15 protein-coding genes and 2 pseudogenes are annotated in these 19,596 nt (G+C 70.1%); 7 read left to right on the top strand and 10 right to left on the bottom strand.

What is annotated here, in order from left to right:
- The 6 genes and pseudogenes from E4O86_RS23190 to E4O86_RS10040 all read right to left on the bottom strand — a co-directional run.
- A pseudogene (locus tag E4O86_RS23190) lies at nt 1–375 on the bottom strand (hypothetical protein); the annotation flags it as partial.
- Nucleotides 376–413: 38 nt separating this feature from the next.
- Nucleotides 414–1,709, bottom strand: a complete 1,296-nt coding sequence (locus E4O86_RS10060; protein ID WP_161140402.1) for an adenylosuccinate synthase — start codon at nt 1,707–1,709, stop codon at nt 414–416.
- Nucleotides 1,710–1,798: 89 nt separating this feature from the next.
- A complete protein-coding gene (gene serA / locus E4O86_RS10055) occupies nt 1,799–3,385 on the bottom strand; it encodes a phosphoglycerate dehydrogenase (protein WP_161140401.1) in 1,587 nt (528 codons plus the stop codon).
- Between the two features lie 77 nt (nt 3,386–3,462).
- On the bottom strand, nt 3,463–4,638 hold the full coding sequence (locus tag E4O86_RS10050; protein WP_161140400.1) for a phosphoserine transaminase: 1,176 nt from the start codon (nt 4,636–4,638) through the stop codon (nt 3,463–3,465).
- 174 nt (nt 4,639–4,812) lie between these two features.
- A complete protein-coding gene (locus E4O86_RS10045; RefSeq protein ID WP_161140399.1) occupies nt 4,813–5,571 on the bottom strand; it encodes an outer membrane protein in 759 nt (252 codons plus the stop codon).
- A 262-nt stretch (nt 5,572–5,833) separates the two neighbouring features.
- Nucleotides 5,834–7,471 carry an alpha-D-glucose phosphate-specific phosphoglucomutase gene (locus tag E4O86_RS10040; RefSeq protein WP_161140398.1) on the bottom strand — a complete coding sequence of 546 codons (1,638 nt, stop codon included), beginning with the start codon at nt 7,469–7,471 and terminating at the stop codon, nt 5,834–5,836.
- 349 nt (nt 7,472–7,820) lie between these two features.
- Here E4O86_RS10040 and rpe point away from each other — a divergent pair, with 349 nt between their 5' ends.
- The 7 genes from rpe (at nt 7,821) to E4O86_RS10005 (ending at nt 14,588) form a co-directional block, all read left to right on the top strand.
- A complete protein-coding gene (rpe, locus tag E4O86_RS10035; RefSeq protein ID WP_161140397.1) occupies nt 7,821–8,510 on the top strand; it encodes a ribulose-phosphate 3-epimerase in 690 nt (229 codons plus the stop codon).
- A 159-nt stretch (nt 8,511–8,669) separates the two neighbouring features.
- Nucleotides 8,670–9,842 (top strand): ABC transporter substrate-binding protein, encoded by a 1,173-nt coding sequence (locus tag E4O86_RS10030; protein WP_161140396.1) that lies wholly within the window; start codon nt 8,670–8,672, stop codon nt 9,840–9,842.
- Between the two features lie 75 nt (nt 9,843–9,917).
- The gene (locus E4O86_RS10025; RefSeq protein WP_161140395.1) at nt 9,918–10,841 is read left to right on the top strand and encodes a branched-chain amino acid ABC transporter permease; all 924 of its coding nucleotides are present in this window, start codon (nt 9,918–9,920) and stop codon (nt 10,839–10,841) included.
- Nucleotides 10,838–11,851, top strand: a complete 1,014-nt coding sequence (locus tag E4O86_RS10020) for an ABC transporter permease subunit (protein ID WP_161140394.1) — start codon at nt 10,838–10,840, stop codon at nt 11,849–11,851. Before E4O86_RS10025 ends, E4O86_RS10020 begins: the two co-directional genes overlap by 4 nt.
- A complete protein-coding gene (locus tag E4O86_RS10015; RefSeq protein ID WP_161140393.1) occupies nt 11,844–12,593 on the top strand; it encodes an ABC transporter ATP-binding protein in 750 nt (249 codons plus the stop codon). Before E4O86_RS10020 ends, E4O86_RS10015 begins: the two co-directional genes overlap by 8 nt.
- Entirely contained in the window at nt 12,590–13,303 is a 714-nt protein-coding gene (locus E4O86_RS10010) for an ABC transporter ATP-binding protein (RefSeq protein WP_205520816.1), read from the top strand. The genes E4O86_RS10015 and E4O86_RS10010 overlap by 4 nt, the downstream gene beginning before the upstream one ends.
- A gap of 70 nt (nt 13,304–13,373) precedes the next feature.
- Nucleotides 13,374–14,588 (top strand): acyl-CoA dehydrogenase, encoded by a 1,215-nt coding sequence (locus E4O86_RS10005; protein WP_161140392.1) that lies wholly within the window; start codon nt 13,374–13,376, stop codon nt 14,586–14,588.
- Nucleotides 14,589–14,632: 44 nt separating this feature from the next.
- On the opposite strand, the pseudogene E4O86_RS10000 reads toward E4O86_RS10005, so the two are convergent.
- From E4O86_RS10000 to E4O86_RS09985, 4 genes and pseudogenes are all read right to left on the bottom strand, one after another.
- Nucleotides 14,633–15,037 (bottom strand): annotated as a pseudogene (locus E4O86_RS10000) (Fe2+-dependent dioxygenase); the annotation flags it as partial.
- 137 nt (nt 15,038–15,174) lie between these two features.
- A complete protein-coding gene (locus E4O86_RS09995) occupies nt 15,175–16,284 on the bottom strand; it encodes a mandelate racemase/muconate lactonizing enzyme family protein (protein ID WP_161140391.1) in 1,110 nt (369 codons plus the stop codon).
- Nucleotides 16,281–17,450, bottom strand: a complete 1,170-nt coding sequence (locus E4O86_RS09990; protein ID WP_161140390.1) for an iron-containing alcohol dehydrogenase — start codon at nt 17,448–17,450, stop codon at nt 16,281–16,283. Before E4O86_RS09990 ends, E4O86_RS09995 begins: the two co-directional genes overlap by 4 nt.
- Before the next feature lie 18 nt (nt 17,451–17,468).
- Nucleotides 17,469–19,595, bottom strand: a complete 2,127-nt coding sequence (locus tag E4O86_RS09985; RefSeq protein ID WP_161140389.1) for a dipeptide ABC transporter ATP-binding protein — start codon at nt 19,593–19,595, stop codon at nt 17,469–17,471.
- Nucleotide 19,596 lies beyond the last annotated feature (1 nt).

The following is a 19,596-nucleotide window of genomic DNA, read 5'->3' as shown; positions in this document are numbered from 1 at the left end:
CGGCTCGCCGGGCGCCCTGCCCTCTCGTTGCGGCGGGGGCGGGGGCGGGCTCGGCCGTCCCGCCGCGGCGGGAGGCGCGGCATCGGGTGGAGCCTCCCGTTCCGGTGCGCCCGGCCGAGCACCCTCTCCGGGCGCCGGTTCGAGCGCCGCCATCTCCCGGTCGGCGGCGGCGGCTTCCGCCTCTACTTCCGCGATCGAGCCTTCGAGCCGGGCGAGCTGGGCCTCCCGCTGCTCCGGCGGCAGCGGCGGATCCATCTTTTCGAGCTGGCGCTCGAGGGCCGAGCGCGCGCGTGCATAGACTTGCTGCCGCGTCGCCGCAGATTGGTCCGGGAGCGCGGCGAGGGAGCGTCGGAGGATGGACGTGTAGTCCGGCATGGCTGTTCCGTCGTGATTCCGGATCCCCCTCTCAGGGACTAATCCTGAAACGGGTCGCGGACAAGAATCGTGTCGTCCCGCTCGGGACTGGTGGAGAGGAGCGCGATCGGCGCCTCGATCAGCTCCTCGATGTGGCGGACATATTTCACCGCCTGGGCCGGGAGGTCCGCCCAGCTACGCGCGCCGGCCGTGGAGCCCCGCCAGCCCTCCATGTCCTCGTAGACCGGCACCAGTTCGGCCTGCGCGGCCTGGCTCGCCGGCAGCCGGTCGATCCGCCTGCCGTTGAACTCGTAGCCGACGCAGATCCGCAGCGTCTCCATGCCGTCGAGCACGTCGAGCTTCGTGAGCGCGATGCCGTCGATCCCTGAGACCTTGACCATCTGGCGCACGATGACCGCGTCGAACCAGCCGCAGCGGCGCTTGCGCCCCGTCACCGTGCCGAATTCCCGGCCGCGCTCGCCGAGGAAGTCGCCGATCTCGTTCGTCTGCTCGGTCGGGAACGGCCCCTGCCCCACCCGGGTCGTGTAGGCCTTGGCGATGCCGAGCACGTAGGACAGCGCATGAGGCCCGAGGCCAGAGCCCGTGGCCGCCTGCCCGGCGACGGTATTCGACGAGGTCACGTAGGGATAGGTGCCGTGATCGATGTCGAGGAGCGCGCCCTGGGCGCCCTCGAACAGGATCCGCGCGCCGTCGCGGCGGCGCCGGTCGAGGAGGTCCCAGGTGGTGTCCATGAACGGCAGGAGCCGATCGGCGATCGACGCGAGCTCGCTATAGATCGCCTCCGGATCGATCAGCGGCTGCTCCAGCCCGCGCCGGATGGCGTTGTGGTGGACGAGGAGCCGGTCGATCTTGGCGGGCAGCGCGGCGAGATCGGCGAGGTCCATCACGCGGATCGCGCGGCGTCCGACCTTGTCCTCGTAGGCCGGGCCGATGCCGCGGCCGGTCGTGCCGATCTTGGCCTCGGGGGCGGCGGCGCCCTCGCGCATGGCGTCGAGCTGCTGGTGGAGCGAGAGAATCAGCGTGGCGTTGTCCGCGATCCGCAGATTCTCGGGCGTCACCGACACGCCCTGGGCGGCGAGCCGCTCGATCTCGGCGACGAGCGCATGCGGATCGAGGACGACGCCGTTGCCGATGACGGCGAGCTTGCCGGGACGGACGACGCCGGAGGGAAGCAGGCTCAGCTTGTACGAGGTCCCTTCGATGACGAGCGTGTGCCCGGCATTGTGCCCGCCCTGGAAGCGCACCACCACGTCGGCGCGCTCCGAGAGCCAGTCCACGATCTTGCCCTTGCCTTCGTCGCCCCATTGCGAGCCGACGACCACCACGTTGGCCATGATGAGCCTCTGGTTGAAACGGAAACGCTCCGGCCTTAGCCGGAGCGTGCCCTTCTATAGTGCGTTTGGGCGGTGAGCCCAAGCACCGATCAGAATGTCAGCGGCCGCGCCTGGATCACATTCGGAATCGCCTGCACGGCTTCCAAAATCTCCGGCGCGATCGCCTGGTCGACCGAGACGAGCGCGATCGCGTCGCCGCCTTCGTGGTCGCGGCCGAGTTGCATGCCGGCGATGTTGACCCCGGCCTCGCCGAGCGTGGTGCCGAGCCGGCCGATGAAGCCCGGCTTGTCGCGATTCGTGATGTAGAGCATCCGCTCGGTGAGCTCGGCCTCCATGTTGATGCCCTTGATCTGGATGACGCGGGGCTTGCCGTCGGAGAAGACGGTGCCGGCGACCGAGCGCTCCTGGCGCTCGGTGACGACGGTCAGGCGCATGTAGCTCTCGTAGGCGCCGGCCTGCTCGCGCCGGGTCTCCTCGACCCTGATGCCGCGCTCCTTCGCATAGGCCGGCGCGGAGACCATGTTGACGGTCTGGAGCTGCGGCGTGAGGAAGCCGGCGAGCGCGGCGGCGGTGAGCGCGCGCGTGTTCATGTCGGCCACCGCGCCCTCATATTCGAGCCGGATCGCCTTCGCGCCCGATTCGGTGAGCTGGCCCGCGAACGAGCCGAGCTGCTCGGCGAGGCGGACGAACGGCACCAGCCGCGGGGCCTCCTCGGCCGTGATCGAGGGCATGTTGATGGCATGCCGGACGGCGCCGGTCGTCAGATAGTCGGCCATCTGCTCGGCGATCTGGATCGCCACGTTCTCCTGCGCCTCCGTCGTGGAGGCACCGAGATGCGGCGTGCAGACGACGTTCGGGGCACCGAAGAGGACGTTCGCAGTCGCCGGTTCCTCGCTGAACACGTCGATCGCGGCGCCGGCCACCTTGCCGCTGTCGAGCGCCTTGCGCAGGTCCTCCTCGACGATCAGCCCGCCGCGGGCGCAGTTCACGATCCGCACGCCGTCCTTCATCTTCGCGATCGCCTTCGCGTCGATGATGTTGCGCGTCTTGTCCGTGAGCGGCGTGTGGAGCGTGATGAAGTCGGCGCGCTGGAAGAGCTCGCCGAGGTCCACCTTCTCCACGCCGAGCTCGAGCGCGCGCTCGTCGGAGAGGAACGGGTCGTAGGCGATGACGCGCATGGCGAGGCCCTGCGCCCGCTCGGCCACGATCGAGCCGATATTGCCGCAGCCGATGATGCCGAGCGTCTTCGAGGTGAGCTCGACGCCCATGAAGCGGTTCTTCTCCCACTTGCCCGCCTGGGTCGAGGCGTCGGCGGCGGGGATCTGGCGGGCGCAGGCGAGGAGCATGGCGATCGCATGCTCGGCGGTGGTGATGGAATTGCCGAAGGGCGTGTTCATCACGATGATGCCCTTGGCGGTGGCGGCCGGGATGTCGACATTGTCGACGCCGATGCCGGCACGCCCGACCACGCGGAGCCTGCCGGCCGCCTGGATCAGCTTCTCGGTGACCTTGGTCGCCGAGCGGATGGCGAGGCCGTCATACTCGCCGATCGCGGCGAGGAGGGCCTCCTTGTCCTTGCCGAGATTCGGCCGGAAGTCGGTTTCGATGCCGCGGTCGCGGAAGACCTGGACGGCGGTTTCGGAAAGGCTGTCGGAAATCAGAACGCGGGGTGCCATGATGTGCTCGCGAGCCGGCAGGCGCGGCCCTGCCGCACCCGCCCTGAAGTTTCGAAGAGGATGGCTTCGGCCGCCGCTCAGGCGGCGGCCTTGAGCTCGGCCTTCTGGGTCGCGAAGGCCCAGTCGAGCCAGGGCAGCAGCGCCTCGAGATCCGAGGTCTCGACCGTGGCCCCCGTCCAGATCCGGAGGCCGGCCGGCGCGTCGCGATAGCTCGCTATGTCGTAGGCGACCTTCTCGGCCTCGAGAACGGCGACGATGCCCTTGGCGACCTCCGCCTGCGTCTCGGCGTCGAGCCGGAGGATGTCGGGATCGACGATCGCGAGGCAGGCGCAGGTGTTCGACCGCACCGCGGGATCGCGCGGGAGGAACCCGACCCAGGGCGTCCGGGCGACCCAATCCGCCATCGCCTTCGCATTGGCGTCGGCGCGCCCGAAGAGCGCCTCAAGCCCGCCGAGCGAGCGCGCCCAGGCGAGCGCGTCGAGATAGTCCTCGACGACCAGCATGGAGGGCGTGTTGATGGTCTCGCCCGCGAAGATGCCCTCGTTGAGCTTGCCGCCCTTCGTCATGCGGAAGATCTTCGGCATCGGCCAGGCCGGATTGTAGGACTGCAGCCGCTCGACCGCGCGCGGCGAAAGGATCAGCATGCCGTGCTGCGCCTCGCCGCCCATCACCTTCTGCCAGGAGAAGGTCACGACATCGAGCTTGTCGAAGGGAAGGTCCATCGCGAAGGCGGCGCTCGTCGCGTCGCAGATCGTGAGGCCTTCCCGGTCGGCCGGGATCCAGTCGCCGTTCGGCACGCGCACGCCGGAGGTCGTGCCGTTCCAGGTGAAGATCACGTCACGCGCGAAATCGACCGCGCCGAGATCGGGAAGCTCGCCGTAGCCTGCCTCGAGCACGCGGACATCCGCGAGCTTGAGCTGCTTCACGACGTCGGTGACCCAGTCGCGGCCGAAGCTCTCCCAGGCGAGCACGTCCACGCCGCGGGCGCCGAGCAGCGACCAGAGCGCCATCTCGACGGCGCCGGTATCGGAGGCGGGAACGATGCCGATGCGATAGCCGGCCGGCACGCCGAGCAGGGTGCGGGTCTCCTCGATCGCCTGCTTCAGGCGCGCCTTGCCCTCTTTGGAGCGGTGCGAACGGCCGACCAGGGCGTTCGCGAGGACTGCGGGAGACCAGCCGGGCCGCTTCGCCGTGGGCCCTGTGGAAAAGCACGGATTCGCCGGCCGGGCGGCCGGTCTTTCAATATTCGCCATGTCGCTACCCTTTCAGATAGGCGCCCCTCGGTGGGGAGGGGTGTCCCGTCGGCGGCGATAGGACGAAACGGTTCGGGCCGCAACAGAAAAGGAGGCGGCCGCTGGCGCGGGGCCCGCGACAAAAGAGAACGGCGGGCCTTGGCCCGCCGCATCCGCCCTGCTCGGACAGCGTGGTCAGTAGATCGTGTAGCGCAGGCCCACCCGGATCTCGTGCGCGGACAGATCCTCGTACTTGATGCGGCTCGTCAGGCCCTGGAGAACCGGCGATTCGGCACTGCCGAGATTGAGGTAGCGGTAGCCGACATCGAGCGCCAGATTCGGCGAGAACTCGTAGCCGACGCCCGCCATCAGCGCCCAGGCGAAATTCCACTTCGAGGACGACCCGGAATAATCGTAGCGGGTGATGGAGCCGTCCTTCTGCACGGTCCCGTAGCCGTTATCGGCCGTGACGTAGGACGCGCCGATGCCCGCGCCGACATAGGGCGAGAAGCCGGCATAATAGCCGAGGTCGATATAGGCGTTCACCATCGTGGTGAAGGCGGAGATGTCGGCGTATTCCGTCGCCAACTCGCAGGCGCAGTCGGAATTGCCCTTGAACTTCGCCGGCCACTCGTAATCCGCCGTGATGTCGGCGCGCAGGAAGTTGTTGAACTTGTAGCCGATGCCGGCGCCGACCATGCCGGTATCCTCGATGCTGTTGTTCGAGAAGCCGATCGGGCCGGTCAGCGGATCGTTGAACTTGGGATTGGGATCCTGGTAGATCTTGTAGCCGATGTCGCCGCGCAGGTACCAGCCGCTCACGGCGACCGGCACTTCCGGGACGGGCATCGGCGTCACCTCCGGCACGTAGACCGGCATGTCGGCCGCCATCGCCGCCGACATCGCGGCGGCCGACGCGCAGGCGGCGAGCGCGATCCTGGTGAATCTCAGCATGTCGTCCTCTTGCATGTTCGCGGCGCGCCCGATTGCGTTCGGCAACTTCGCCGTTACGCCACGAAATATGCGAGGAAGTGCTTAAGAAGCACTTAACCATGGTCTTTAACCTTGCCGCACGGCGGCGAGATCATGGATCCTTGGCGGCGTTGCCGGCCGAAGGCGGGCGGAACGGCGGCTCCGCGCCGGCTCACCTGCGAGATGGAACCGTCGAGCCGAGAAGCGGGCGCCCTCCCCGGCCGCCGGCCGGCCGCGGCGCGAATCAGGTGATGGTGGTCGGGCCGGCCACGCCGAGGACGCGCTCCACGTCGCCGATCGCCCGGCCAGCCTCCGCCATGCCGGCAAGGGCCGCGGCGGTCTCCTCGTCGTGCTTCGCGGGATCGCGCTCGAGCCGCTCGAGATACATGCGCAGCGTCGCGCCGGACGTGCCGGTGCCGGAGAGCCTGTAGACGATCCGCCCGCCGCCGCGCGTCGTTACGCGGATGCCCTGCTGGCGCGCGACGCTGCCGTCGACCGGGTCCCGGTACTCGAACTCGTCGGCGGTCTCGATGACCTCGCCGGCGACGGAGCTGCCGGGCAGCGCGGCCAGCCGCTCGCGCAGGCCCGCCATCAGTTCGGCCGCCTTCTGCGCATCGACCTCCTCGTAATCGTGCCGCATGAAGAAGTGCCGGCCGTAGGTCGACCAGTGGTCCTTCACGATCGTCTCGACGCTCTCGCCGCGCGCGGCGAGGATGTTGAGCCAGAAGAGCACCGCCCAGAGACCGTCCTTCTCGCGGATGTGGTTCGACCCGGTTCCGAAGCTTTCTTCGCCGCAGAGCGTGATGAGCCCGGCATCGAGCAGGTTGCCGAAATACTTCCAGCCGGTCGGCGTTTCGTAGGCGCGGATGCCGAGGCGCTCGGCCACGACGTCGACCGCGCGGCTCGTGGGAAGCGACCGCGCTACCCCCTTCAGCCCCGCGCCGTAGGCCGGCACGAGATGGGCGTTGGCGGCGAGAAGGGCGAGGCTGTCGCTCGGATTCACGAAGAAGCGGCGGCCCATGATCATGTTGCGGTCGCCGTCGCCGTCGGAAGCGGCGCCGAAATCCGGCGCGTCGGCGCCGTACATCGTGCGCACGAGCTCCTCAGCATGGACGAGGTTCGGGTCCGGGTGGTGGCCGCCGAAATCGGGGAGCGGCTCGGAATTGCGCACCGTGCCGGCCGGCGCGCCGAGCATCCCTTCGAAGATCGTCCGCGCATAGGGGCCCGTGACCGCGTGCATCGCGTCGAAGGTGATCCGGAACCCGCCCCCGATCAGGCGCGCGATCGCATCGAAATCGAAGATCTCCTGCATCAGCGCGGCATAATCGGCGACCGGATCGACGATCTCGACGACGGTATCCCCGATCCGCGTCTCGCCCTCGCGGTCGAGGTCGAGATCGGGGCCGGGAGCGATGCTGTACCGCCGGATCTCGCGGGTCCGGTCGTAGACCTTGTCGGTGACCTCGGAGGGCGCCGGCCCGCCGTTCTCGACATTGTACTTGATGCCGAAATCGCCGTCGGGGCCGCCCGGATTGTGGCTTGCCGACAGCACCACTCCGCCGCAGGCGCCACGGCGGCGGATCAGCGCGGAGACGGCCGGCGTCGAAAGGATGCCGCCGCGGCCGACCAGAAGACGGGAGAAGCCGTTCGCCGCCGCCATCCGGATGATGGTCTGGATCGCCGTCCGATTGTGATAGCGCCCGTCTCCGCCGATCACGAGAACGGCCCCGGGCGCGGGCGGCACGACGTCGAACAGCGACTGGACGAAGTTCTCCAGGTAGTTCGGCTGCCGGAAGACCGGCACCTTCTTGCGCAGGCCCGAGGTCCCCGGCCTCTGGTCCTCGTATGGCGTCGTCTCGATCTCGGTCGCAAATGCATCCATGTCCGTCGCAATCCCCTGTGCGGCCGGAAGGCCGACCCTCGCCGCTCTCTCGCCCGGACCGCGCCTTGCCGCGCCCGGAGCATCCGCTTCAGTCCAATTCCCGCCGGCAGGCGCGTGGCCACCCGCCCGGATCTCGACTTCTACCCGACTAGTAATGACGTTTCCGAGGCCGATATCCAGCGCGACCCGGCCGGGCGGCGCGCGATTGCCTGCCGCCCGCCCGGTACCTCCGGCCTGCCCCTTCGCGCTTCGCCCGATTCCGCCCCGGCGCCTGCTGCAACGGCCGCCGACCGGCGCTATATGAGCCGGGGCGCCGGCGGGCGGCGCAGAGACGGACCGGGCATTCGGCATGGCATCACCGATCATCATCGCACCCTCGATCCTCTCGGCGGACTTCGCCCGCCTCGGCGACGAGGTGCGTGCGGTCGACGCGGCCGGGGCGGACTGGATCCATCTCGACGTGATGGACGGGCACTTCGTGCCGAACATCACGTTCGGTCCGCCCGTAATCCGGGCGGTGCGCGGCGCCTCGCGCAAGATCTTCGACGTCCACCTGATGATCGAACCGGCCGATCCCTATCTCGAGGCCTTCGCGTCGGCCGGCGCCGACATCATCACCGTCCACGCCGAGGCGAGCCCGCATCTCGACCGCTCGCTCCAGGCGATCCGGGGCCTCGGCAAGAAGGCGGGCGTCTCGCTCAACCCCGGGACGCCGGAATCCGCCATCGAATACGTGCTCGACCGGCTCGACCTGATCCTCCTCATGACGGTCAATCCGGGCTTCGGCGGCCAGGCCTTCATCCCGGCCGTGACGGAGAAGATCAGGCGCGTGCGCAAGATGATCGGGGCGCGGCCGATCGAGCTCGAGGTCGATGGCGGCGTCACCGCGGAGACCGCCGCGCTGGTGGCATCGGCCGGCGCGAACGTGCTCGTCGCCGGCTCCGCCGTGTTCCGCGGCGGAACCCGGGAGAGCTACGCCGCCAATATCGGCGAGATCCGGGGCGCGGCCGAGCGCGCCCGGCTTTCGGCCGCGGCATAGCCGGGCCGCCTTCCGATCGAATCCGCGCCGACGCACCGCCCGGGGCGGGCCGAAGGCGTCCGCTCCCGCGACGGCTGCCCATTGCCGGTTGCGGCCTACTCCCGCTAGTGTCGCCCGATCATTGGGGAAGGCGGGCCTGCTCCGCCGAGGGAGAAGACGATGAGGAGAACGCTTCTGGCGGCGGCCGCCGCCGCGGCGCTCGCGGCGGGGCTGTCGGGCGCGAGCGCGCAGGAGAAGCTCAGGATCGGGCTGATGTCGACGCTGTCCGGCCCTTCCGCCGCGCTCGGCGAGCACATGCGGGACGGCTTTCTCCTCGCCGTCAAGCATGCCGACGGCAAGCTCGGCGGCGTCGAGACGGAGGTGATCACCGTCGACGACGAGCTGAAGCCGGATGTCGGCGTGGAGAAGGCGAAGGCCCTCATCGAACGCGACAAGGTCCAGGTCATCGCCGGCGTCGTCTTCTCCAACGTCATGGCCGCGGTGGCGCGTCCCGTGACCGAGAGCGAGGTGTTCCTGGTGAGCGGCAATGCCGGCCCCTCGGTGCTCGCGGGCAAGGGCTGCAACCCCTTCTTCTTCTCGGCATCCTACCAGAACGACCAGATGCACGAGGTCATGGGCAAGTACGCCCAGGACAAGGGCTACAAGCGGATGTTCCTGATCGCGCCGAACTATCAGGCCGGCAAGGATTCGCTCGCGGGCTTCAAGCGCCATTTCAAGGGCGAGGTGGTGGACGAGGTCTACACCCAGCTCGGACAGCTCGACTTCTCGGCCGAGATGGCGCGGATCGCGGCCGCCAAGCCCGACGCGGTCTTCACCTTCATGCCGGGCGGCATGGGCATCAACCTCGTGAAGCAGTACCGCCAGGCGGGGCTTGCTGATTCGACGCCCTTCCTCTCCGCCTTCACGGTCGACGGCACCACGCTGCCGGCGATGAAGGAGACCGCACTCGGGCTCTTCTCCTCCTCCGAATGGACGACGGGCCTGGAGAACGACGCGAACCGGACCTTCGTCGCCGACTTCGAGAAGGAATACGGCTACGTGCCCTCGCTCTATGCGGCGCAGGGCTACGACGCCGCCCAGCTGATCGGCGCCGGGGTCAAGGCCGCGAACGGCGACCTCGCCGACAAGGCGGCGATCCGGAAGGGCATGGAGGCGGCCGACTTCCCCTCCGTGCGCGGCGACTTCAAGATGAACACCAACCATTTCCCGATCCAGGATTTCTACCTGGTCGAGGCGGCGAAGCGGGACGACGGCAAGTTCGACGTCAAGATCGTCGAGAAGGTCTTCGACGATTACGGCGACGTCTACGCCGCCGACTGCAAGATGAAATAGGCGGCCGATCAACCACGCGAGGATCCGGCCCGCCCGCCGGGCCGGATCGCATTGCCCCCGGAGACCCAATCCGGCATGAGCCTCACCCTCGCCGCGGTGCAGACGCTGAACGGGCTGCAGCTCGGCGTGCTGCTCTTCCTGGTCGCCGCCGGACTGACGCTCGTCTTCGGCGTGATGGACTTCATCAATCTCGCCCACGGCGTGCAGTACATGATGGGCGCCTATTTCGCCGTGGCGGGCTATGCGCTCACGTCGAACTTCCTCGCCGCGCTCGCCTTCGCCGTGCTCGGCTCGCTCGCGCTCGGCCTCCTTCTTGAGCGGCTGGTCTTCCGGCGGCTCTATCGCCGCTCGCATCTCGACCAGGTGCTCGGAACCTTCGGCATCATCATCTTCCTGAACGAGCTCGCCCGCACGGTGTGGGGCGCGACGCCGCGCACGCTGCCGGTCCCGGAGGCGCTCTCCGGCTCGATTCTCCTCATGGACGGCCTGCTCTATCCGGTCTACCGGCTCGCCATCCTCGCCGCCGGGCTGGTCGTCGCCGCGCTCCTCTACGTGCTGGTGCGCTGGAGCCGCGCCGGCATGCTGGTGCGCGCTGGCGCCTCGAACCCGCGCATGCTTTCCGCGCTCGGGATCGATGTCGACCGCCTCTTCGCCGGCGTCGTCGGCTTCGGCGCGATGCTCGCCGGCTTCGCCGGGCTGATGGCGGCGCCGATCCTTTCCGTCGGCTCGTCGATGGGCGACGACCTTCTCGTGCTCGCCTTCGTCGTGATCGTGATCGGCGGCATCGGCTCGATCCGCGGCGCCTTCGTCGGCGCGCTCGCGGTCGGCCTCGTCGACACGCTCGGCCGCTCGTTCGCCACCGACATCTTCAAGCTCTTCCTGGCGCCGGCAGCCGCCAACGAGGCCGGACCCGCGCTCGCCTCGATGCTCATCTACATCCTGATGGCGGGCGTCCTCTTCTTCGCGCCGAGCGGGCTGTTCGGAGCCAAAACGGCGTGACCGCCCGGGCGGCGGAGGACCGGCCGCCGGAAGCTCCCGCGCTTCCGGCTCCCGCAGGCACGCGGGCGCGGGCGCTCGGACGCCTGCTCGTCCCCGTCTTGCTGTTCGCCGCCTTCGCCGCCCTCCCCGCGGCGGCGGACGCGCTCGGCCAGACCTTCCTCGTCTCCTTCGCGACGCGCGTGATGATCCTGGCGCTCGCCGCGATGAGCCTCGACCTCATCCTCGGCTATGGCGGCCTCGTCAGCTTCGGCCACGCCGCCTTTCTCGGCATCGGCGCCTATGCGGTCGGGATCGCCGCGGAGGAAGGGCTGACGGAAGGCCTCGCCGTCTTCCCGCTCGCGATCGCCGCCGCGGCGCTCTTCGCGCTCGCCACGGGCGCGGTCTCGCTCAGGACCCGCGGCGTCTATTTCATCATGATCACGCTCGCCTTCGGGCAGATGGCCTTCTTCACGGCGATCAGCCTCTCCGCCTATGGCGGCGATGACGGGCTCACCATCTGGGGCCGGACCGAATTCCTGGGAGGCACGCCCCTCGAGGACGACCGCGCCTTCTATTTCGTCGTCCTCGGCTGTCTCGCCGCCTGCTATCTCCTCGCCCGCGCGATCGTCGCCTCCCGTTTCGGCCGGGTGCTGCAGGCCGCCCGCCAGAGCCCCGGCCGGGTCGCCGCGCTCGGGCTCGACCCGTTCGCCTACCAGCTCGCCGCCTATGCGATCGCGGGCGGGTTCGCCGGGCTCGCCGGCGCGCTCCTCGCCAACCACACGGAATTCGTGAGCCCGGCCTACATGTCCTGGCACCGCTCGGGCGAGCTGATCGTCATGGTGATCCTCGGCGGCATGGGCTCGTTCCACGGCGCCATCCTCGGCGCGATCGTCTATCTCGGGCTCGAGGAGGCGCTCTCGCACTTGACCGAGCACTGGCGGCTCCTGTTCGGGCCGTTCCTGGTGCTCGTCGTGCTCCATGCCCGCGGCGGGCTGCTCTCGCTCCTTCCCGTGCGGCCGCGCGATGGCTGAGGCGCTGTTACGCCTCGAGCGGCTCGAGAAGAGCTACGGAGCGCTCCGCGTCACCGACGCCGTCACGCTCGACGTGCGTCCGGGCGAGATCCATGCGCTGATCGGTCCGAACGGCGCCGGCAAGACCACGCTGATCGGCGAGATCGCGGGCCAGGTCCGGCCGGATGCCGGCCGCATCCTCTTCGCCGGCGAGGACGTGACCCGGCTGCCGGTGCATGCGCGCGCCCGCCGCGGCCTGGCGCGCTCGTTCCAGATCACCAACGTGCTGCCGGATTTCACGGCGCTTGAGAACGTGGCGCTCGCCGCCCAGGCGCGCGCCGGATCGAGCTTCCGCTTCTTCCGCCCGGCCGCCCGGGACGAGGCTCTGAACGGCCGCGCCGCCGAAGCGCTGGCCGGAGTCGGCCTCGCCGCCCGGGGCGGGATCCGCGCGGACGCGCTTTCGCACGGCGAGCGGCGGGCGCTCGAGCTCGCGATCGCGCTCGTGCAGGAGCCGAAGCTCCTCCTTCTCGACGAGCCGATGGCCGGGACCGGGCGCGAGGAGAGCACCGCGCTCACCCGCATGCTGCAGCGCCTCCGCGGCAGCCGGGCGATCCTCCTCGTCGAGCACGACATGGAGGCGGTCTTCGCGCTCGCCGACCGGATTTCCGTGCTCGTCTACGGCCGCGTCGTCGCGACGGGCAGCCCGGCCGAGATCCGGGCCGACCCGGTCGTCCGCGAAGCCTATCTCGGCGAGGGCGAATGAGCGCGCCGATCCTTGCGGTGGAGGACCTCCGCGCCGGTTACGGCGGAAGCCAGGTGCTGTTCGGCATCTCCTTCGCCGTCTCCGAGGGCGAGGCCGTGACCCTTCTCGGGCGGAACGGCATGGGCAAGACGACGACGATCGGCGCCGTCATGGGCCTCGTGCCGCCCACCGGCGGCAGCGTGCGGATCGCCGGCAGGCCGTTCCAGGGCGCCCCGCCCCACCGGATCGCGCAGGCGGGGCTGGGGCTCGTGCCGGAGGGCCGCCAGGTCTTCCCCACGCTCACCGTCGAGGAGAACCTCGTCGCCACCGCCGCGCGCCACGGAAGCGGAGGAGAGCGCTGGTCCCTTGCCCGCGTCTACGAGTTCTTTCCGCGGCTGAGGGAGCGGCGGCGCAACCTCGGGAGCCAGCTTTCGGGGGGCGAGCAGCAGATGCTCGCGATCGGACGCGCGCTCATGAGGAACCCGCGCCTGCTGATCCTCGACGAGGCCACGGAGGGCCTCGCGCCGCTCGTCCGGCGCGAGATCTGGCAGCGGCTGGCGCTCCTCAAGGCCGACGGCCAGGCCATCCTCATCGTCGACAAGAACGTCGACCACCTCGCCCGCTTCGCCGACCGCCACGTCATCATCGAGAAGGGCGAGGTGGTCTGGAGCGGAGACAGCGCCGCCCTCCTCGCCGCCCCCGACCTGAAGGACCGCTTCCTGCACGTCTGAGCCCGCGGCGAGCGTTGCCCGCCCCCCGGCTGCGGTACTATGCAGAGCATATGCCGCCAGCGAGGAAGACATGGCCGAGATCAAGAAGATGACCCCGAGGACGGCGCGCGCGGAGTTCCGCTGGGACGACCCGCTCCTCCTCTCCGAACAGCTCAGCGAGGAGGAGCGGCTCATCATGGAGGCCGCCCGCGTCTATGCGCAGGACCGGCTCCTGCCCCGCGTCGTCTCGGCCTATCGCGAGGAGCGCTTCGACCGCGAGATCATGAACGAGATGGGCGCGCTCGGCTTCCTGGGCCCGACCATTCCGGCCGCCTATGGCGGGGCGGAGGCGAGCTACGTCGTCTACGGCCTCGTCGCGCGCGAGGTCGAGCGGGTCGATTCCGGCTACCGCTCGGCGATGAGCGTCCAGTCCTCGCTCGTGATGCACCCGATCCACGCCTATGGCAGCGAGGCGCAGCGCCGGAGATACCTGCCGAAGCTCGCCACGGGCGAGTGGATCGGCTGCTTCGGCCTGACCGAACCCGATCACGGCTCGGATCCCGGCGGCATGAGGACGCGCGCGGAGAAGGTCGCCGACGGCTACCGCCTCAGCGGCGCGAAGACCTGGATCTCGAACGCGCCGGTCGCCGACGTCTTCGTCGTCTGGGCCAAGTCCGCCGCGCATGACGGCGCGATCCGCGGCTTCATTCTGGAGAAGGGGATGGCCGGCCTCTCGGCGCCGAAGATCGAGGGCAAGCTGTCGCTCCGCGCCTCCATCACCGGCGAAGTGGTGATGGACGGCGTCGTCGTGCCGGAGGAGAACCTGCTTCCCGGCGCCGAAGGTCTGGCCGGCCCGTTCGGCTGCCTCAACCGCGCCCGCTACGGCATCGCCTGGGGCGCGATGGGCGCCGCCGAGTTCTGCTGGCAGGCCGCGCGCGACTACACGCTCGCCCGCCACCAGTTCGGCCGGCCGCTGGCAGCCAACCAGCTCGTCCAGAAGAAGCTCGCCGACATGCAGACCGAGATCGCGCTCGGCCTGCAGGCCGCACTCCGCGTCGGACGCCTTTTCGACGAAGGCGCGGCCGCGCCCGAGGCGATCAGCCTCATCAAGCGGAACAATTGCGGCAAGGCGCTCGAGATCGCCCGCCTCGCCCGCGACATGCACGGCGGCAACGGCATCTCGGAGGAGTTCCACGTCATGCGGCACCTCGCCAACCTGGAGACGGTCAACACCTACGAGGGCACGCACGACATCCACGCGCTGATCCTCGGCCGCGCGCAGACGGGCATCCAGGCCTTCTTCTGAGGGGGCGCCGCCTCCTTCCGAGGCGCCCCTTCGAGGCGCAGCGGCTAGATCTCCGCCCAGTGCCTCAGGAGGTTGTGGTCGGTCGCCGTCAGGCCGAGCACGCCGGGATGGTCGTCGGGCAGCGACTGCCGGGTGCGGATGATCGCCATGTCGAGGTCGTAGAGCAGCGTCCGCCTGCCGTCGTCCTTCACCATGGACTGCGTCCAGAAGAAGGAGGACCACCGGCTCCCCCGCGTGATCGGGGTGACGTGGTGGAGGCTCGTCGCCGGGTAGACGATCATGTCGCCGGCGGCGAGCTTGGCGGCATGGCTGCCGTAGACGTCGTCGACCACCAGCTCGCCGCCGTCATAGTCCTCCGGCGCCGTGAGGAAGAGCGTCGTCGAGATGTCCGCCCGCATCCGGATCGAGGTGCCGGGTATCGCCCGGATCGCGCCGTCGACATGGGCGCCTACGTGCAGCTCCGGTGGCCGTCAACCCTCCGGCGCCCGCCTGCGGGTGCAGTGCGAGATCCGGGGGAGAGCGGGTCGGGTCGTCGGGAGCCGGCAGTGCCTGGAGGACAGGCCGGCCGGCGCGGCCGGAGGCGGTCTCAGCCGATCCGCGTGGCCGCGAGGCGTTCCTCGTCGAGCCGGATGCCGAGCCCCGGCGCGTCGGAGAGAACGATGGTGCCCGCGCCGTCGGCGCGGATCGGCTCGGCGAGCATGAAGTCCCGCCGCTCGGGCCCCCATTCCGGCAGGTCCAGCGGAAATTCCACGAAAGGCGGATCGGCGATGCCGGCGGCGAGATGGAGGTTGGCGGCGAGCCCGATCCCGTTGGTCCAGGTATGCGGCGTGAAGAGGAGCCCCGCCTCCTCCGCCATCGCCGCGACGCGGCGCAGGCCCGTGATGCCGCCGACGAGCGCGGCGTCCGGCTGGAGCACGTCGAGCGCGCGCGCCTCGACGAGGTCGCGGAACTCGTGGAGCTCGCGGTTCATCTCGCCGCCCGCGATCCGCACGTCCGTCGCCTCCCTGAGCGTGCGCATGCCCGTCCGGTCGGCGCGATGGAGCGGCTCCTCCATCCAGTAGACGCCGAGGCGCTCGAGCTCGCGGGCGACGGCGAGCGCGTCCTTGAAGCCCCACGGCCGGGCGTCGTCATGCGCCATGCGCCAGCCCTGGTTGCAATCGACCATGAGCGTCATGCGGTCGCCGAGGCGGGCGCGGACGGCTTCGAGCGCGCCTATGTCCTCGCGCCAGTCGGCGCGGTGGAAGCGCAGCTTCAGCGCCCGGAACCCGGCGGCCAGATAGCGCTCGGCCGCCTCGGCCATGGCGCCGGAATCGCGCAGCGTGGCGGACGAGGCGTAGAGGCTGAGGCGGTCGGCCCGGCCGCCGAGGAGCTTCCAGACCGGCTGGCCGGCGATCTTGCCGGCGAGGTCCCAGAGCGCGAGGTCGAGCGGCCAGCAGCGGCCGTAGTGAAACTGAATGTTCGCGAGGATGCGGGCGTGGCGCTCAACCCGCAGGGGGTCCTCGCCGAGGAAGAGATGCGCATGCGCCTCGAAGCCCAGCATGTCGTCGCCGGAGCCGACGCCTTCGAGCCCCTCGTCGGTCGCGACGCGCACGATGGTCGCGTCGAAATGGCGGCGCGGCCTGAAATCCCAGCTCGGCCGGAACGGCGGGTCGAGCGGCAGGCGGTGGCGGGTCACCGCGATACGGGCGATCCTCATCCCGCGGCCGCCGTGCCGCCGCCATAGGCGAGCGTCGCCTCGGCGAGGGAAAGGAGGTCGGCGTCCGTGACGGGCCGGGCGGTCGACTTCCGCATCGTCGCGTTCTCCGGCGCGGCCATGTGGGCGGCGAGCTCCGCGGCCGACAGGCCGGCGAGCGCGCGCCGCGCCATCTCCGGGATTCCGATATCCTCGCAGATCCCGCGGAAGGCGGCGGGCACCCGGTCCGGATCGCGGCCCTCGCCCATCGCCTCGGCGACGCTTGCGAAGGCCGGCCGGTTGCCCGCGACGACCCAATCGATGGTGGCCGCCATCGCGGCCGCCACGGCGAGCCCGTGCGGGACCGCCGAGATGCTGCCGAGCGCATGGCCGATATTGTGCGCGAGCGCGGTGCCGGCCTTCTGGATGGCGAGGCCGCCGAGCCCCGCCGCCTCCAGCATCGCCGTCCGGGCGGCGATGTTCCGCGGCTCGCGGACCGCATTGCGCAGATTGGCGCTGGCGAGCCGGATCGCGCGATAGGCCGCGACGTCGCCCTCGCCGCCGGCATGGCGGTTGGTCGCGGCCTCGATCGCATGGACCAGCGCATCCATGCCGGTGGTCGCGGTGACCGCCGGCGGCAGGCCGACCGTCAGATCCGGATCGAGCACGGCGCAATCCGCCTGAAGCGGCGCGCCCCAGTACCAGAACTTCACCTTGCGGCCGTCCGAGACGACGGAGATTCCCGTCATCTCCGAGCCCGTGCCCGCCGTGGTCGGCACGCAGACGAGCGGGACCGTCCGCTCCGGAAGGGGCTCGGCCGCGAGGCGGAAGGCGGATACGGGCCGTTCGCTCCCCAGGAGCGCGGCCGCGAGCTTGCCCGCATCGAGCGCCGAGCCGCCGCCGAGACAGACCACGGCGTCGCAGCCCTCGGCGCGACCGAGGCGGCGCGCAGCCTCCACCACCGTCTCGGCCGGCTCGCCGGCGATCTCGATGAAGAGGACCACCGCATGGCCGGCTTGCTCGAGCGCCGACAGGACCGGCGCGACCAGCCCCAGTTCGGCGAGCGCGCGGTCGCCGACGAGAAGCACGCGGCAAGCTCCGCGCTCCCCTTCGAGAAGCGTGCCGATCCGCCCGGCCGCACCCGCCCCGGATTCGATCCGGGGTCCGTATCCGATCCCCTCGAAAGCCATTCGCGCCTCCCGGCTTCTCTAGGAGGATCCGGAGGCCGCCCTTGTCTCCGGCTCCCGTTCCGACATGACCGGCTTCATCGCCATCAGCGTTTCGGGCGCAAGATGGCAGAGAATCCGGTGGCCCGGCGAGGGCTCGAAGACCGGCGGCGGAACCACGTCGCACGTCCCCGGAATGGCATAGGGACAGCGGGTGGAGAACGGGCATCCCGCCGGCGGGTCGGAAGGGGACGGCAGGTCGCCCGACAGCACCACCTTCCGCTTCTCGATCCGGGTGTCGGCGACGGGAACGGCCGAGAGCAGCGCCTCGGTATAGGGGTGGTAGGGCGGCGCGAAGATCTCCTCCGTGCGCCCCTGCTCCATGATCCGGCCGAGATACATGACCAGGATCCGGTCGGCGAGGTAGCGCACGATCGAGAGGTCGTGGCTGATGAAGATGAGCGTCGTCCGGTGCTCGCGCTGGATGTCCATCAGGAGCTCGGTCACGGCCGCCTGGACGGAGACGTCGAGCGCGGAGACCGGCTCGTCGGCGATCACCATCCTGGGGTTGCCGGCGAAGGCGCGGGCAATCCCGACCCGCTGCTTCTGGCCGCCGGAGAGCTGGCGCGGCTTCCGCCGGGCGAAGGCGCGCGGCAGCTTCACCATGTCGAGGAGCGCATCGACGCGCTGGCGGACCTTCGCCTCGTCCCGCTCCACGCCGAACTTGCGGATGACGCGGGCGATCTGCGAGCCGACGCTGTGGCTCGGATTGAGCGTGTCGAACGGGTTCTGGAACACCATCTGCAGGGCGGCGACCGTCCGCGCGTCGCGCTTCTCGATCGGCACGGCGCCGAGCTCGACATCGCCGAGGCGGATCGAGCCGTCGGTCGCGGTCTCGAGGCCCGTCAGGACCTTCGCGAAGGTCGATTTCCCGCAGCCGGATTCGCCGACGATCGCGACCGTCTCGGCCTCGCGCGCGTCGAAGGTCAGGCTCTCGTTCGCCTTCACGGTGCGCCCGCCGCCGGCGAGGAAGCCACCCTCCAGCTCGTAGTGCTTGGAGAGGTCCTCCACCTTGAGGAGGATGTCGCCGGGCGGCGGGGCCGCCTGCAAGGCCGGGGGCGCCGGAGGCCTCTCCCAGTCGATCTCGTCGATCCTGATGCAGCGCGACCGCCTGTGCTCCGCGTTCCAGACCGGCAGCATCGGGATCGGACCGCTGTCGCAGGAGCCGGCGATGAAGAACTCGCAGCGCGGCCCGAAATTGCACCCGCGCGGCCGGTCGTAGGGCAGCGGCAGCTGGCCCGGGATGGGAACGAGCGGACGGCTGATCTTGTCGGCGCTCGGCAGCGGAATCGAGGCGAAGAGGCCGCGCGTATAGGGATGGCGGATCGCGTCGAAGAGCTCGCCGACCGGCCCGACCTCGACCGCCTCGCCGGCATACATGACGGTCACCCAGTCGCAGGTCTCCAGGATCAGCCCGAGATTGTGCGAGATGTAGATGATGGAGGTGCCGTGCGCCGCGCCGATCTCCCTGATGAGCTCCACGATGCCGGCTTCGATCGTGACGTCGAGCGCGGTCGTCGGCTCGTCCAGGACGAGAAGCTTGGGGTTGGAGAGGAGCGCCATGGCGATCACCACGCGCTGCTGCTGCCCGCCCGAGATCTGATGGGGATAGGCCGCCATGATGCGGTCGGGATCGGGCACCCGCACGCTTTCCAGCATCGCCCGCGCCCGCTCGAGCGCGGTCGGACGCGACAGCCTGTCATGGTAGAGGAGCACCTCGGCGAGCTGGGCACCGACCGTCATCGACGGGTTCAGCGACGCCATCGGCTCCTGGTAGACCATGGCGATCTCGGCGCCGCGGATGCGCCGGAGGTCCTCGGCCTTCATCTTCGCGAGATCGCGGCCGTCGAACAGGATCTCGCCGCCGACGATGCGCCCGTTGCCGCCGAGATATTGCATGATCGCGAGCGCGACCGTGGACTTTCCGCAGCCCGATTCGCCCACCAGGCCGTGGGCTTCTCCGGGCATGAGCCTCAGGTTGAAGTCCGTCACGGCGGGCACCTCGCCCGCCCGCGTGTAGTAGGAAACCGAGAGGTTCCTGCATTCCAGGACGGGGACGATGGGGCCGCTCTCGGCGGACGGGTGCGGGCGATCTAGGGCCTGGTCCATG

Origin of the sequence: Propylenella binzhouense (assembly GCF_009866965.1) — a bacterium.
Lineage (GTDB): Bacteria > Pseudomonadota > Alphaproteobacteria > Rhizobiales > Afifellaceae > Propylenella > Propylenella binzhouense.
The sequence above is the reverse complement of the archived record's forward strand: the minus strand, read 5'-3'. Positions and strand labels throughout refer to the sequence as shown.

What these genes read in the sequence shown, in the direction of transcription:
- E4O86_RS10040 (WP_161140398.1), bottom strand. Translation starts at nt 7,471, where the DNA reads ATGGATGCATTTGCGACCGAGATCGAGACGACGCCATACGAGGACCAG.
- E4O86_RS10025 (WP_161140395.1), top strand. Translation starts at nt 9,918, where the DNA reads ATGAGCCTCACCCTCGCCGCGGTGCAGACGCTGAACGGGCTGCAGCTC.
- E4O86_RS09995 (WP_161140391.1), bottom strand. Translation starts at nt 16,284, where the DNA reads ATGAGGATCGCCCGTATCGCGGTGACCCGCCACCGCCTGCCGCTCGAC.
- E4O86_RS10010 (WP_205520816.1), top strand. Translation starts at nt 12,590, where the DNA reads ATGAGCGCGCCGATCCTTGCGGTGGAGGACCTCCGCGCCGGTTACGGC.
- E4O86_RS10060 (WP_161140402.1), bottom strand. Translation starts at nt 1,709, where the DNA reads ATGGCCAACGTGGTGGTCGTCGGCTCGCAATGGGGCGACGAAGGCAAG.
- E4O86_RS10050 (WP_161140400.1), bottom strand. Translation starts at nt 4,638, where the DNA reads ATGGCGAATATTGAAAGACCGGCCGCCCGGCCGGCGAATCCGTGCTTT.
- serA (WP_161140401.1), bottom strand. Translation starts at nt 3,385, where the DNA reads ATGGCACCCCGCGTTCTGATTTCCGACAGCCTTTCCGAAACCGCCGTC.
- E4O86_RS10015 (WP_161140393.1), top strand. Translation starts at nt 11,844, where the DNA reads ATGGCTGAGGCGCTGTTACGCCTCGAGCGGCTCGAGAAGAGCTACGGA.
- E4O86_RS09990 (WP_161140390.1), bottom strand. Translation starts at nt 17,450, where the DNA reads ATGGCTTTCGAGGGGATCGGATACGGACCCCGGATCGAATCCGGGGCG.
- rpe (WP_161140397.1), top strand. Translation starts at nt 7,821, where the DNA reads ATGGCATCACCGATCATCATCGCACCCTCGATCCTCTCGGCGGACTTC.
- E4O86_RS09985 (WP_161140389.1), bottom strand. Translation starts at nt 19,595, where the DNA reads ATGGACCAGGCCCTAGATCGCCCGCACCCGTCCGCCGAGAGCGGCCCC.
- E4O86_RS10005 (WP_161140392.1), top strand. Translation starts at nt 13,374, where the DNA reads ATGGCCGAGATCAAGAAGATGACCCCGAGGACGGCGCGCGCGGAGTTC.
- E4O86_RS10030 (WP_161140396.1), top strand. Translation starts at nt 8,670, where the DNA reads ATGAGGAGAACGCTTCTGGCGGCGGCCGCCGCCGCGGCGCTCGCGGCG.
- E4O86_RS10045 (WP_161140399.1), bottom strand. Translation starts at nt 5,571, where the DNA reads ATGCTGAGATTCACCAGGATCGCGCTCGCCGCCTGCGCGTCGGCCGCC.